Origin of the sequence: Thermosynechococcus sp. NK55a (assembly GCF_000505665.1) — a bacterium.
In the GTDB taxonomy this organism is placed as follows: Bacteria; Cyanobacteriota; Cyanobacteriia; order Thermosynechococcales; family Thermosynechococcaceae; genus Thermosynechococcus.
In genome coordinates, this window is record NC_023033.1 from 1,525,723 (window position 1) to 1,538,183 (window position 12,461).

The window sequence follows — 12,461 nt, forward strand, 5'->3', positions numbered from 1 at the left end:
AAACGTCCTCAACCGTCAAGGTTCATTTTTGCCATGTCAAATTCACTGTTAGAAACCAGTTGGTGGGTGCCCTGTTATGGCTTGGTGGGGGCAGCCCTGACCTTGCCTTGGGCCAGCGGTTATGTGCGGCGCACAGGGCCGCGACCCGCAGCCTATTTCAATTTACTGATGACGGTTGTTGCTTTTGTGCATGGGTTTTTCCTATTGCAACAAACTCGCAGTGGTGCCACCGCAACGATTGTTTGGCATTGGCTACAGGCGCCGGGACTCGATCTCTCATTTTCATTACTCATCAACAGTGTCTCCACAAGTGCCATGGAATTGGTGACAGGTCTGAGTATCCTCGCCCAGATTTTTGCCTTGGGTTATCTCGAAAAGGACTGGGGCATGGCCCGCTTCTTTGCCTTAATGGGCTTTTTTGAGGCGGCTCTCAGTGGCATTGCAATTAGTGACTCGCTGCTCCTGAGCTATGGCCTGTTGGAGATGCTGACCCTCTCTACCTATTTACTGATTGGCTTCTGGTATGCTCAGCCCCTTGTGGTCAAAGCAGCAAGGGATGCCTTTCTCACCAAACGGGTGGGGGATATTCTCCTGCTGATGGGGGTGGTGGCGGTTGGCAGCCTGGCGGGGAGTTATGATTTTCCCAATCTCTATGAATGGGCAGAGCAGGTGAATTTGCCAGAAGGTTGGGGCTTTTTACTGGGCCTAGCCTTGATTGCGGGGCCCACTGGTAAATGTGCTCAAGTACCTTTGCATCTGTGGCTCGATGAAGCTATGGAAGGACCCAACCCCGCCTCCATTATGCGGAACTCGGTAGTGGTGGCTGCGGGAGCCTATATTCTGATTAAGCTACAGCCGATTCTGATAGCCTGCCCAGGGGCAAACATTGCCTTGATTGCGATCGGGGCAGTCACCGCCATCAGTGAATCCCTGGTCTCGATTGCCCAAATTGACATTAAACGGGCACTGTCCCACTCAACGAGTGCCTATCTGGGACTGGTGTTTATTGGGGTCGGCACGAATTGGACAGATTTCGCCCTGTTTGTATTGCTTACCCATGCGATCGCTAAGGCACTGCTGTTTATGAGTATTGGCAGTGTGATTATGACCACCAACTCTCAGGATTTGACAGAATTGGGGGGGTTAGGCGAACGGATGCCGGCCACGAGTTCGGCCTTTGTTATCGGCGGTCTATCCCTGATTGGCTGTCTGCCCTTGGGGGCCTTTTGGTCGTTTTATCGCGGCATTAGCTACTACTGGCAAACAATGCCTTGGTTGGTGGGTTTGATTTTAGTCGTCAATGTGCTGACGGCTGTGAACCTCACCCGTGTCTTTCGCCTGGTCTTCCTCGGGCCTGCTCAACCCAAAACCCGCCGTGCCCCTGAAGTGCCTTGGCCTCTGGCAGTGCCGATGGTGACTTTGAGTATTTTGAATATGCTGGTGCCTTTTATCTTGCAGCGGGTGCAGTTGTTACCAGAGACTATGGATTGGACAATTGTGGCTCTGCTTGTGGTCTCGGGATTGGCGGGTATTCTTTTGGGCGGCTTTGTTAACCTCAAACGCAGTTGGACGCGCCCCATCAAGGTACCATTGCGCTTTGTGCAGGATCTGCTGGCCTACGATTTTTACATTGAGGAGTTGTATCGCTATACCGTGGTCTGGGCAGTGCGATCGCTCTCGCAGTTGAGCACTTGGGTAGACCGCCACATTGTGGATCGGATCGTGAATACAACGGGTGCAGCGTCCCTCGTTGGGGGTGAATTGCTGAAATACAGTGCCAGCGGTCAATCCCAAGCCTACTTACTGCTGGTGTTTATTGGTGTGGCGATTCTTGGGGGGGCGATCGCGTGGCTACTGCTGTAATGCCGCTGTTGAGTTTCCTCCTCTGGGTGCCCCTGTTGGGTGCCCTTGCCCTCAGCCTGCTGCCCGCTGGGAGTTTGGGGCGGACGTACCGCAGTTTAGCCGCTGTGGTGATGGCGATCGCCCTGGTGGTCAGTCTCGCGATCGCCCGTCTATTTGATCCCAGCAATGCAGCACCGCAATTAACCGAGGTAGTTCCTTGGCTAGAGCCACTGGGCTTGAGCTATCGCCTGAGCGTGGATGGCCTGTCGCTGCCCCTATTGGTCTTAAATAATTTCCTGACGCTGATTGCCCTATTGGCCACTTCTGTCCACTTGCCCCGTCCTCGGTTGTATTACCCACTGGTACTGCTGTTGAATGCGGGTGTCAGTGGCGCCTTTTTGGCCGATAATTTGCTGCTGTTTTTCCTCTTCTATGAATTGGAGTTGATTCCCCTCTATCTTTTGATTGCCATTTGGGGTGGGGCGCGGCGAAGTTATGCGGCCACCAAGTTTCTAATTTACACGGCCATTTCGGGGGTTCTGCTCTTGGCTGGATTTCTGGGGCTAGTGTGGTTAGCCCATGCCCCCTCCTTTGACTTTGACGCCCAATTATCCACCCTCTTGCCCCTAAGCTCACAACTTGTTCTGCTGGGGCTGATTTTAGTGGGCTTTGGCATCAAGATTCCCCTAGTGCCCTTCCATACTTGGCTACCCGATGCCCACGTCGAAGCCTCCACTCCCGTTTCTGTGCTGCTGGCAGGGGTGCTCCTGAAACTAGGGACCTATGGGTTAGTGCGCTTTGGGGTGCAGTTATTCCCGCAGGCATGGCAGGTCTTGGCGCCTGGGTTGGCCACTTGGGCGGTGGTCAGTGTTCTCTACGGTTCTCTGATGGCGATCTCCCAAACCGATATGAAAAAAATGGTGGCCTACAGTTCCATTGGCCATATGGGGTTTGTCCTCTTAGCCACTGCCACTGCCACACCCTTGAGCATGTTGGCCGCTATTGCCCAAATGATGAGCCACGGGCTAATTTCTGCGCTTCTCTTTTTGCTGGTGGGGGTTGTCTATGAAAAAACCGGCAGCCGCAACATTGAGGTACTGCGGGGATTGCTGAACCCTGAGCGGGGGCTGCCCCTGATTGGTAGTCTGATGATTGTTGGGGTCATGGCCAGTGGTGGTATCCCCGGCATGGTGGGCTTTGTGGCGGAGTTCCTGATCTTCCGCAGTAGTTTTCCCGCCTTCCCAGGGCAAACGCTCCTATGTATGGTGGGTACGGGCTTAACGTCGGTGTATTTTCTTCTGCTGGTGAACCGCGTCTTTTTTGGTCGTCTGCCCAATGAGTTGACAGATTTGCCGCCCGTTGCTTGGGGCGATCGCCTCCCGAGCCTCCTATTAGCCGCGCTAATTTTGATCTTAGGGGTTGTTCCCAACTGGTTGATCCATTGGAGTAAAACCACGGTTAGCCTTCTTGTTACTGCTGTTGCTACGCTGCCCACACCATGACCCTGACTACCGTTACTCCAACCTCCCTACATCAAGAACTGCGTACCGCCATCCTAGAGCGGTTGCTCCACGGTCAAGCCCTGTTACCGGATACACCAACCCATGTAATGGAAGTGGTGGGCATCCTCAAAAGCTATGGGGTAGTGCTCAAGGCCTATGCAGAAAATCTCTGCGACATTAGTGAGCGGCAGTTTCTTGTTCTCTTTCCCTTTTTCAAATACTTCAATGGCGAGATTACCATTCCCAAGCTGCTGCGCCACTGGTGGCACGACCGCATTAACTATGAATATGCTGAGTACTGTATGCGTGCCATGATGTGGCATGGGGGTGGCGGTCTTGATGCCTTCCTCGATTCGGCAGAATTTCGGCAATTAGCCGGCAAGGCGATCGCCGCCAAGCTGCGGGGCAACCCCCTAATGCAACTGGTGAATCGGCTTTTTCCAGAGTTTTTGCTGGAAACGGTGCGGATGCTCTGCTACTACAGTGGCTTGGGGCAGTTTTGGACAGTAATGTATCCCATCTTTCTCACCTTGAGCGATCGCTATGATGCGGGCGAGATTCGCAGCATTCCCGATGTGGTAGATCACATTCGGGCCGGTCTGATTGCCGCTGCCAATCGCCCCATTACCTATCGCGTCAAGCTCCACGGCCAGACCTACGAGATTCTCCCCGCCAGTGCTGGACTCACCTTTTTGCCAGACACAGCGATTCCCTATGTCGAAGCTGTGTTTATACGGGGCACCCCCTTCTTTGGCCTCATTTCCTTCAATGCCCAAGCCCAGCAAATTTCCCGCGATCCAGCGGAGTTTGGCTATGGCGCCCTGTTTGCAGATCCCATTCCCACAGGGGCGGCTGGTATTCCCCCCACGCTGCTAATGCAGGATATGCGCCACTATCTCCCCTCCTATCTTTTGGCGTTCTATCGTTGCCAAGGCCGAGGTGAAGATGATCTGCGAGTAAAAATTTGCCAAACCTTCCAAAAATCAATGTTTTGCGTCACCACAGCGGCAATCACTGCCCTAGCTCCCTATCCCTGGACAACCACCGACCCCCAAGAGCAAGCCGCCAATCGAGCATTCTACGAAACGTGGCTGGATCGCCTCGAAACCTCTCGCCTCTGGAATGTTCAAGTTAGCTAGGGCACGCTTTTAGCCCCTGAGGAGAACCTGGAATACCCCCCTGGAAAACTATCTGCGTGCCCTAAGGAGGAATTAAAGGTGTGACCGCGATAAGATAGTAAAGCAGTTCATCTTCCTTCACACTGACAATAAAATGACCCATATTGATTGGCTTGCGCAAACGGATCCGTTGGTTGCTGAAATGGTACAGCGGGAAGTCCAGCGGCAGCAGCAACACCTCGAACTGATTGCCAGCGAAAACTTTACTTCCCCTGCGGTGATGGCCGCTCAAGGGACGGTTCTCACCAATAAATATGCCGAGGGATTGCCGGGCAAACGCTACTACGGTGGCTGCGAATTTGTGGATGAAGTGGAGCAACTGGCCATCGATCGCGCCAAGGAACTCTTTGGTGCTGCCCATGCCAACGTTCAGCCTCACTCCGGTGCCCAAGCCAATTTTGCCGTCTTTTTGGCACTGCTCAATCCCGGCGACACGATTATGGGGATGGATTTGTCCCACGGTGGCCATCTAACCCACGGTTCTCCCGTCAACGTTTCCGGTAAATGGTTTAACGTCGTTCACTACGGTGTTCATCCTGAAACGGAACGCCTCGATATGGATCAGGTGCGGGATTTAGCACGGCAGCACCGTCCTAAGCTAATTATCTGTGGCTATTCCGCCTATCCTCGCATTATTCCCTTTGCTGAGTTTCGCCAAATTGCCGATGAAGTGGGGGCCTACCTCATGGCCGATATTGCCCACATTGCCGGTTTAGTAGCCAGTGGTTACCATCCCAATCCCGTACCCCTCTGCGATGTCGTGACAACCACCACCCACAAAACCCTGCGCGGTCCTCGCGGCGGCCTGATTCTTACCCGTGATGAAGAGTTGGGCAAAAAGTTGGATAAAGCGGTCTTTCCCGGTACCCAAGGGGGGCCACTGGAGCACGTTATTGCCGCTAAGGCCGTGGCTTTTGGTGAGGCTCTCAAACCAGAATTCAAAGCCTATTCTGGGCAAGTGATCCGCAATGCCCAAGCCCTCGCTGCGGGGCTGCAAGCGCGGCAACTGCGCCTTGTCTCTGGGGGCACCGATAACCATTTGATGCTCATTGACCTGCGATCGGTGAATCTAACAGGCAAAGAGGCCGATCGCCTGATGGGGGAAATCAACATCACCACCAACAAAAACACCATTCCCTTTGACCCTGCCTCTCCTTTTGTGACCAGTGGTCTGCGTTTGGGAACGCCAGCCTTGACAACCCGTGGCTTCACAGAAGTTGAGTTTGCAGAAGTGGCTGACATCATTAGCGATCGCCTGCATGCCCCAGAGGATGAAGCCATCAAAAATCGCTGCCGCGACCGGGTGGCTGCCCTCTGCGCTAAATTTCCCCTCTATCCCCACTTGCAATTGCCGCAACCAGTGCTAGCCTAAGAGGGGATGCTGCCAATACCCTGAGCAGATGCTGTACCACCTGATTGCCTTCCTTGCTGCCATTGCCGTTGTCCTCTTGGTCACCCCCCTTGTCAATGACCTTGGACATAAAGCAGGGTTTGTGGATCACCCCAATGAACGTAAGATTCATAACCGTCCCATGGTGCGCTTGGGAGGCGTCTCTATCTTTTTGGGCAATCTAGTGGGGCTGCTGATTGTTTGGAATGCGGGGGGGTTTGGTGTTCTGCCGCAGCCGGCGGAGTATGAAATTTGGGGGGTGACCTTAGGAGGGGTGGCCTTTTTTCTCATTGGCCTCGCTGATGATCTATTGACTTTGCCGGCGCTCCTGCGCCTTGCCCTGCAATTTCTAGTGGCGGCAATTGTTTGGGCAGTGGGCGTCAAAATTCGCATTATCACTGTGCCCTTTGTCGGCACCGTGGACTTAGGTTGGCTGAGTTTGCCCCTCACCACCGTCTGGCTTGTCGGCATTGCCAATGCCATTAACTTTATTGATGGTGTGGATGGGCTAGCGGCAGGGGTATCCGGCATTGCTGCCCTGGCAATGTTTTTTGTGTGTATGCTCATGGGGGAGCCGGAGGCGGGACTATTGGCCGCAGCCCTGGCAGGGGGGGCCTTGGGATTTCTGCGCTATAACTTCAATCCAGCCCAAATTTTCATGGGCGATGGCGGTGCCTACTTCATGGGCTTTACCCTTGCTGGCTTGGGGATCATTGGCCTTGTTAAGGCCTACACCGCGGTGGCGATTCTCCTGCCCCTATTGATTCTAGCGGTGCCCATTGTGGATACCTCAACGGTGGTTTTCAGCCGGCTGCGGCGGGGGCAATCTCCCTTTGCACCGGATAAGAGACACTTGCACCATCGCCTTCTCAAGGCAGGACTTTCGCAGCGGGTGACAGTGCTCTTTATTTACTGCTTGACCCTGTGGGTGGGCAGTCTTGCTTTAGCTTTGGCGGGTTTGCCGGGAGGATGGGGCTATGCCGTGGCAGCGTCTCTTCTGATGGGCTTTGCCTCGTGGTATGTGTGGCAACGGGTGCGCAGCAGCGAAAATGACTGAAACAATAAGTGCAGAAATTATTTGCGTAGGGACAGAATTGCTGCTGGGGGAGATTCTCAACAGTAATGCCCAATTTTTGGCCCAGCAACTGGCGAGCTTGGGTATTCCCCACTACTACCAAACGGTGGTTGGCGACAATCCGACTCGCATTAAAAAAGTGGTGGCCATTGCCTGCGATCGCGCCCGCCTCCTCATCTTTACCGGTGGCCTTGGCCCCACCCCCGATGATCTCACCACCGAAACCCTAGCGGATTTCTTTCAAGCCCCCCTAGAGGAACGTCCCGAAATTCTTGCTGATTTAGAGCGCAAATATGCCCAGCGGGGCGGCTTTAGTCCCAGTAACCGCAAGCAGGCTCTCCTGCCTGTGGGGGCGCAGATTCTCCCCAACCCCTTGGGGACTGCCCCCGGCATGATCTGGCAGCCGCGCACTGGCTTAACGATTCTCACCTTTCCCGGTGTCCCCGCTGAAATGAAGCAGATGTGGCACGAAACCGCCGTGCCCTTTTTGCGCTCCCAAGGCTGGGGCAAGGAAGTAATTTACAGCCGTGTACTGCGTTTCTGGGGCATTCCAGAATCCGTGCTTGCAGAAAAAGTGGCTGCCCAAATTGCCCGCGAGCATCCCACTGTGGCTCCCTATGCGAGCAATGGTGAAGCCCGTCTGCGCATTACCGCACGTGCCAAGGACGAAGCGGCAGCTCAGCAACTGATTCAGCCCGTCGAAGCCGAGATTCGCCAAATTGTGGGTTTAGACTGCTATGGTGCCGATGAGGATACCCTTGCCGGTGTGGTGGGGCGGCTGCTGCAGGAACGACACCAAACAGTGGCGGTGGCAGAGTCCTGCACAGGGGGTGGTCTGGGGGAGATGTTGACGCGCTTGCCAGGGAGTTCTCTCCATTTCAAAGGGGGCGTCATTGCCTATGCCAACGAAGTTAAGGTGAACTTATTGGGAGTGAATCCTCAGGATCTAGAGCAAGAGGGCGCCGTGAGTGCGGTGGTGGCCACCCAGATGGCGCTAGGCGTCAAGACGCGCTTGGCCAGTGATTGGGGTGTCAGTATTACCGGCATTGCTGGTCCGGGGGGAGCGACGCTCACTAAACCCGTGGGACTGGTCTATATTGGTGTCGCACTGCCCAATGGTGAGGTCATGACCCGGGAATTTCGCATTAGCGGTCAACGGGGACGGGATTGGATACGCTATCTGAGCACTATGAATGCCCTAGATCTCCTGCGGCGACAGTTGTTGGTGAATCCATGAGTCACGGTCTGCTCTGGTTACCCCTATTGGCGGTTTTTATTGTGCTGGCAGGGTTGGGTTGGGTCGAGTACCGCAAGCTGGAACACTATCGCCAGTGGGCACAGCAATTTGAAGCCAGTAAGTACGATATTGCTGCTGTTGTTGGTCAGCAGGGCGATCGCCTGACGTGGGGAGAACCAACCCCCAAGGGCATTGTTAATCTGCAAACCTGTCACTTATCAACAGTTCAAAGAGTTTGGGTCGAGTGTAGGGGCCAGGAGATTGAGACAGATACCAGCCCTGCCAAGGGCACCATTCATCTAGTGCTGCAAACCAACACAGGAGAGCACTGTCGCATTCCGTTCACAGAGCTGCCCCTTGCCTTCGCATGGCGCGATCGCCTGCAACCAAAACTTGCAGGTAAAATTGAGGGCGAGTTTGCATAAGTTCTAAACCCCTATGAAACGTATCGTGGCGTTGGTGCCCGGCGGCATTGGTGATCAAATCTTATTTTTTCCCACCCTTGATGATCTCAAAGCCCATTTTCCAGAGGCGCAGTTGGATGTGGTGGTTGAACCCCGGGCCGTGGCTGCCTACCAATTGAGTGGCAGTGTTCACCAAGTGATTCCCTTTAACTTCAAAGACCGCAATGCCCTGGCGGATTGGGCCAACCTGATTGGTACACTGCGGGAGGGAGAGTACGATGCAATTCTCTCCTTAGGGCGGAGTAAAGCGGTGCGCTTCCTGCTGTGGCTGACGGGGATTCCCAAGCGAGTCGGCTTTGCCAAACTCAATCCCTTGGGATTCCTCACCGATGCCATCCCTGTCAACCTTGAGCAGTACAGTGCCGCCACCTACCACGATTTACTCAAAGCCTTTGGGATCACTACCCCCTGTCCCTTGCCCAAGGCAGTGATTACCGCTGCAGATAGGCAGTGGGCAACCGCGGAGCAACAACGCCTAGGCCTTTCCGGTGGGTATCGTCTCTTGCACGGCGGCTCTAGTCAAATGGCCCTCAGCAAGGGGATTAACAAAATTTACCCCCCCACCCGTTGGGTTGAGGTCATCCAGACACTGGCACAGGAGGAGCCACATCTTCCTTTTATTGTGGTTTGTGGGCCTGAGGATCAAGGATGGGTGAGGGCACTGACGCAGGCGCTACCCAACATTAAAATTAGCTATCCTCCAGACTTGCGCAAACTGGCGGCTCTCATGCAACAGGCACAACAGATTCTCTGTACAGACAGTGGCCCGATGCACCTTGGGGTGGCAGTGGGTACCCCCCTTGTGGCGCTTTTTGGCCCTACGGATCCCGCCAAACTCCTGCCTGCGGATCCCCGTTTTCGTGCCGTCAAGTCCACCACAGGCAACATGGCCGATATTCCCGTTTCAGCAGTGATTGAGGCGGCTTGCCATGGCTAGACCGGCGGTCTTTCTTGATCGGGATGGCGTGCTGAACCAGGAGGTGGGCTACATTCATCACCTCGAGGACTTGCAGTTAATTCCGGGTGTTGCCCAGGCAGTCCGACGGCTCAATGATGCGGGGTGGTTTTGCTGCTTAGCTTCTAATCAGTCAGGTCCGGCGCGGGATTATTACAGCATCGATCACGTCCATGCTCTGCACCACAGACTTCAGGAGTTGCTAGCCGCCAGTGCCGGTGCGGTGTTGGATGCGGTTTATTTCTGCCCTGATCTCAGCCGTCCCGAAGGGGGAGTGGTTGCCGACTATGCGGGCTGGACAACCTGGCGCAAACCCAACACGGGAATGCTGGTGGCAGCGGCTTGGGATCATGACTTAGATCTCAGCCGCAGTGTGATGGTAGGCGACAAGGCCACTGATATTGATCTGGCGCGGAATGCTGGCTGCTATGGCATTTTAGTACAAACCGGCTTTGGCGATCGCGTCCTTGAGGGCAGTTATCAGCACGCCAGTCAACCCGATTACATTGCAGAGGACTTAGCCGCTGCCGTAGAGTGGATTTGTACTCACCTTGCCCCCCGTTAGGGATGACTTCATCGCCGGAGTATACCAAATTTCCCCTTGCCCTACTGTTGCTGGTGGTTCTGGGCTACGTACTTGTGGGCTGGTATTTGTCTGCCTATCCTTGGATGTGGTCGGCCTATGCTTCTTTTTTGCAGCTATTCTAACAGTGTTTCTCGTGGGTGGCACCTCTAGCCTCTTGCGATCGCGCCAGAGCAACCCTAGAAATATCTTTAGTAGCTTAATGATGCGCGTGGGCACCCCCAGTCTCTTTACAGTGCTGGTGCTGAGTACCGCTGTGACCCTTGCCATTATTGCCTTTCGGGTCTTTAGTGTGATTGCCATCCTCATTGGCACCGAAATTCTCGTGCGGATTGAAATGAAAGCCGCCGGCTACAAGAACTGGCAAATTATGCTAGTGGTCATTCAAATGGCGATTTTAGGGGTGTTCATTGGCCGGAGTATTGGGCACTACATACCATCCTCTCCAGAGCAATCATTATCGTTTCTCATCCTAAAGGAGTAAGTTTTCTAGAGCACGCAAATTAGTAATGCACAAGCAGTCTTGAGTGCGGCGAATAATCCCCTTACGCTCCAGTTTCCCCAGCACCCGTGTCACCGTTTCTCGCGCCATGCCACTCAGACTACTTAATTCACGGTGGGGTAGATTGGGAATTTCTAAGCCATCGGTTCCCTGTCGCCCTTGACCATCTGCCAAAAACAGCAGAATATCCGCCACCCGTGACATACTATCGGCTTCCCGCAGCCGCAGCCGCCGATTCACTTGCCGTAGCCGTCGTGCCATTAACTTGGCGAGGCGTATTCCTGCTTGGGGTTCAGTATTGACGAGATTGACAAAATCCGCCGCGGGCATGTTGGCCACAACCGTCGGTGTTAGGGTAATCACATCCGTTGAGCGGGGCACTTCCTCTAGGGGTGCCATTTCGCCAAAGAGTTCTCCAGGGCCAAGGATATTCAGGGTGATTTCTTTGCCATCCATGTTGTAGGTGCGAATTTTGACCCAGCCACTGAGAATAAAGTAAACCGATGTGCCCCAGTCATTCTCCAGCAGGATCACTCGGTTGGCAGGATGCTGACGTGTCACCACATGGGCTAGGGCTTTCTCTACCACCGCCTGCGGTAAATCCCGAAAAAAGGGCGTATTTTGCAACGATAATTCAGGTGCAGGAGAACTACGCCGTTGTTGCATAGAGGTCAAGGCCGAAAGGACGAGGGCAGAGGTTCAGCAGATAGGTGGTCAGATATGGCTCGAAATGAACACCTGTAATCTTAGCACTGCTATCTATAATCACAGTAAATGTATCTGTAACGTTAGAAAACGCGACCGTGGTCCAATAGTGACGACTGTTGATCTGAACTGTTAGGACATGCTGCCCCTCCCTGCCCTCTCAGTCACATGTACATATCTGTTATTAATCCCTGAAGCAGAGAAAGCTCTATAGATTGCCCTATTATCTGTTTTACTCAGGGTCTTAGGGAAACGACTGCGGAGTGTAAAGTTTATTAAAGACCTTGACTCCTTTGGTTAGCCTTCGTCACAATGAGTTTCATAGGTTGGGATTTGAATTTTATCCTCGTAAGCGGTTTGTCATAACTGCGAGTGAGTCGGTTGTGCCAATGCTAGAAACCCTTGAATTTGTTATTTATCCCGATGGCCGCGTCGTTGAAACGGTGACGGGAATTGCTGGGGCATCCTGTGCTGAGGTGACTGCTGCCATTGAAGCACAACTCGGATGTGTCATTAGCCAACAGCCCACCGCAGAATACTATGCTTCCCAAGAGGAAGAAAATCAATTGGTTGTTCAATCTGTCCCCTCCCAGTGGTAATCGTTGAGGATTGGTGATCCATGTCGCACTTCAGCCAAATCAAAACCCAAATTCGGAGTTTACCTGCTTTACAAGCTGCCCTAACGGACTTGGGCTTACCGTGGCAATCTGGCTCTCAAGAAGTGCGCGGGTTTCGCGGTCAAACCCAAACCGCTCAAGTGGTTGTTCCCCAAGAGAATGGCTATGACATTGGCTTTCGCTGGAATGGCACTGAGTACGAGCTAGTGGCGGATTTGGAGTTTTGGCAGCAGGCATGGTCAGTGGATCGCTTTTTGAATAAAGTTACCCAACGCTATGCCTACCATGCGGTGCTGCAATCTGCAACGGAACAGGGCTTTCAAGTGCAGGCCACAGAACAGCAGGCCGATGGTAGTGTCAAGGTCGTGCTGCAACGCTGGCGTTCCTAGCCTCTCACGCAAATGGATCGGC

At 53.8% G+C, this 12,461-nt stretch carries 13 protein-coding genes and 1 pseudogene; 13 read left to right on the top strand and 1 reads right to left on the bottom strand.

Annotation, left to right across the window (positions count from 1 at the left end; all coding sequences use genetic code 11):
• The first annotated feature begins 33 nt into the window (after positions 1–33).
• The 10 genes from NK55_RS07415 (at position 34) to NK55_RS13190 (ending at position 10,710) form a co-directional block, all read left to right on the top strand.
• Positions 34–1,863 carry an NAD(P)H-quinone oxidoreductase subunit F gene (locus tag NK55_RS07415; protein WP_024125140.1) on the top strand — a complete coding sequence of 610 codons (1,830 nt, stop codon included), beginning with the start codon at positions 34–36 and terminating at the stop codon, positions 1,861–1,863.
• A 5-nt stretch (positions 1,864–1,868) separates the two neighbouring features.
• The gene (locus NK55_RS07420; RefSeq protein WP_041429702.1) at positions 1,869–3,344 is read left to right on the top strand and encodes an NADH-quinone oxidoreductase subunit M; all 1,476 of its coding nucleotides are present in this window, start codon (positions 1,869–1,871) and stop codon (positions 3,342–3,344) included.
• Complete coding sequence (locus tag NK55_RS07425) at positions 3,341–4,483, top strand: CO2 hydration protein (RefSeq protein WP_024125142.1); 1,143 nt, start codon at positions 3,341–3,343, stop codon at positions 4,481–4,483. The genes NK55_RS07420 and NK55_RS07425 overlap by 4 nt, the downstream gene beginning before the upstream one ends.
• Positions 4,484–4,616: 133 nt before the next feature.
• Positions 4,617–5,894: a serine hydroxymethyltransferase gene (gene glyA, locus NK55_RS07430; protein ID WP_024125143.1), complete on the top strand. Its 1,278-nt coding sequence runs from the start codon at positions 4,617–4,619 to the stop codon at positions 5,892–5,894.
• A 28-nt stretch (positions 5,895–5,922) separates the two neighbouring features.
• Positions 5,923–6,969: a glycosyltransferase family 4 protein gene (locus NK55_RS07435; protein ID WP_024125144.1), complete on the top strand. Its 1,047-nt coding sequence runs from the start codon at positions 5,923–5,925 to the stop codon at positions 6,967–6,969.
• A complete protein-coding gene (locus NK55_RS07440; RefSeq protein ID WP_024125145.1) occupies positions 6,962–8,224 on the top strand; it encodes a competence/damage-inducible protein A in 1,263 nt (420 codons plus the stop codon). The genes NK55_RS07435 and NK55_RS07440 overlap by 8 nt, the downstream gene beginning before the upstream one ends.
• Entirely contained in the window at positions 8,221–8,649 is a 429-nt protein-coding gene (locus NK55_RS07445; RefSeq protein ID WP_024125146.1) for a hypothetical protein, read from the top strand. Before NK55_RS07440 ends, NK55_RS07445 begins: the two co-directional genes overlap by 4 nt.
• Positions 8,650–8,662: 13 nt before the next feature.
• On the top strand, positions 8,663–9,625 hold the full coding sequence (locus NK55_RS07450) for a glycosyltransferase family 9 protein (RefSeq protein ID WP_024125147.1): 963 nt from the start codon (positions 8,663–8,665) through the stop codon (positions 9,623–9,625).
• The gene (locus NK55_RS07455) at positions 9,618–10,208 is read left to right on the top strand and encodes an HAD-IIIA family hydrolase (protein ID WP_024125148.1); all 591 of its coding nucleotides are present in this window, start codon (positions 9,618–9,620) and stop codon (positions 10,206–10,208) included. Before NK55_RS07450 ends, NK55_RS07455 begins: the two co-directional genes overlap by 8 nt.
• A gap of 145 nt (positions 10,209–10,353) precedes the next feature.
• Positions 10,354–10,710: a hypothetical protein gene (locus NK55_RS13190; protein ID WP_162147178.1), complete on the top strand. Its 357-nt coding sequence runs from the start codon at positions 10,354–10,356 to the stop codon at positions 10,708–10,710.
• On the opposite strand, the gene NK55_RS07465 is transcribed toward NK55_RS13190, so the two are convergent.
• A complete protein-coding gene (locus NK55_RS07465) occupies positions 10,699–11,394 on the bottom strand; it encodes a Crp/Fnr family transcriptional regulator (protein WP_024125149.1) in 696 nt (231 codons plus the stop codon). The two genes, NK55_RS13190 and NK55_RS07465, sit on opposite strands and share 12 nt — an antisense overlap.
• 428 nt (positions 11,395–11,822) lie before the next feature.
• Between NK55_RS07465 and NK55_RS14275 the strand changes: the two are divergent.
• The 3 genes and pseudogenes from NK55_RS14275 to NK55_RS07475 all read left to right on the top strand — a co-directional run.
• Positions 11,823–11,915, top strand: a pseudogene (locus tag NK55_RS14275) (DUF2997 domain-containing protein); the annotation flags it as partial.
• 53 nt (positions 11,916–11,968) lie between these two features.
• Positions 11,969–12,049 (top strand): zinc finger domain-containing protein, encoded by an 81-nt coding sequence (locus NK55_RS14280; protein WP_225871802.1) that lies wholly within the window; start codon positions 11,969–11,971, stop codon positions 12,047–12,049.
• Between the two features lie 3 nt (positions 12,050–12,052).
• Positions 12,053–12,439, top strand: a complete 387-nt coding sequence (locus NK55_RS07475; protein ID WP_024125151.1) for a DUF1257 domain-containing protein — start codon at positions 12,053–12,055, stop codon at positions 12,437–12,439.
• The last annotated feature ends 22 nt before the right edge of the window (positions 12,440–12,461 follow it).

Excerpts from the sequence above, each read along its gene's own strand:
- NK55_RS07435 (WP_024125144.1), top strand. The coding sequence starts at position 5,923 with ATGCTGTACCACCTGATTGCCTTCCTTGCTGCCATTGCCGTTGTCCTC.
- NK55_RS07450 (WP_024125147.1), top strand. The coding sequence starts at position 8,663 with ATGAAACGTATCGTGGCGTTGGTGCCCGGCGGCATTGGTGATCAAATC.
- NK55_RS07440 (WP_024125145.1), top strand. The coding sequence starts at position 6,962 with ATGACTGAAACAATAAGTGCAGAAATTATTTGCGTAGGGACAGAATTG.
- NK55_RS07415 (WP_024125140.1), top strand. The coding sequence starts at position 34 with ATGTCAAATTCACTGTTAGAAACCAGTTGGTGGGTGCCCTGTTATGGC.
- NK55_RS07475 (WP_024125151.1), top strand. The coding sequence starts at position 12,053 with ATGTCGCACTTCAGCCAAATCAAAACCCAAATTCGGAGTTTACCTGCT.
- NK55_RS07445 (WP_024125146.1), top strand. The coding sequence starts at position 8,221 with ATGAGTCACGGTCTGCTCTGGTTACCCCTATTGGCGGTTTTTATTGTG.
- NK55_RS07425 (WP_024125142.1), top strand. The coding sequence starts at position 3,341 with ATGACCCTGACTACCGTTACTCCAACCTCCCTACATCAAGAACTGCGT.
- glyA (WP_024125143.1), top strand. The coding sequence starts at position 4,617 with ATGACCCATATTGATTGGCTTGCGCAAACGGATCCGTTGGTTGCTGAA.
- NK55_RS07465 (WP_024125149.1), bottom strand. The coding sequence starts at position 11,394 with ATGCAACAACGGCGTAGTTCTCCTGCACCTGAATTATCGTTGCAAAAT.
- NK55_RS07455 (WP_024125148.1), top strand. The coding sequence starts at position 9,618 with ATGGCTAGACCGGCGGTCTTTCTTGATCGGGATGGCGTGCTGAACCAG.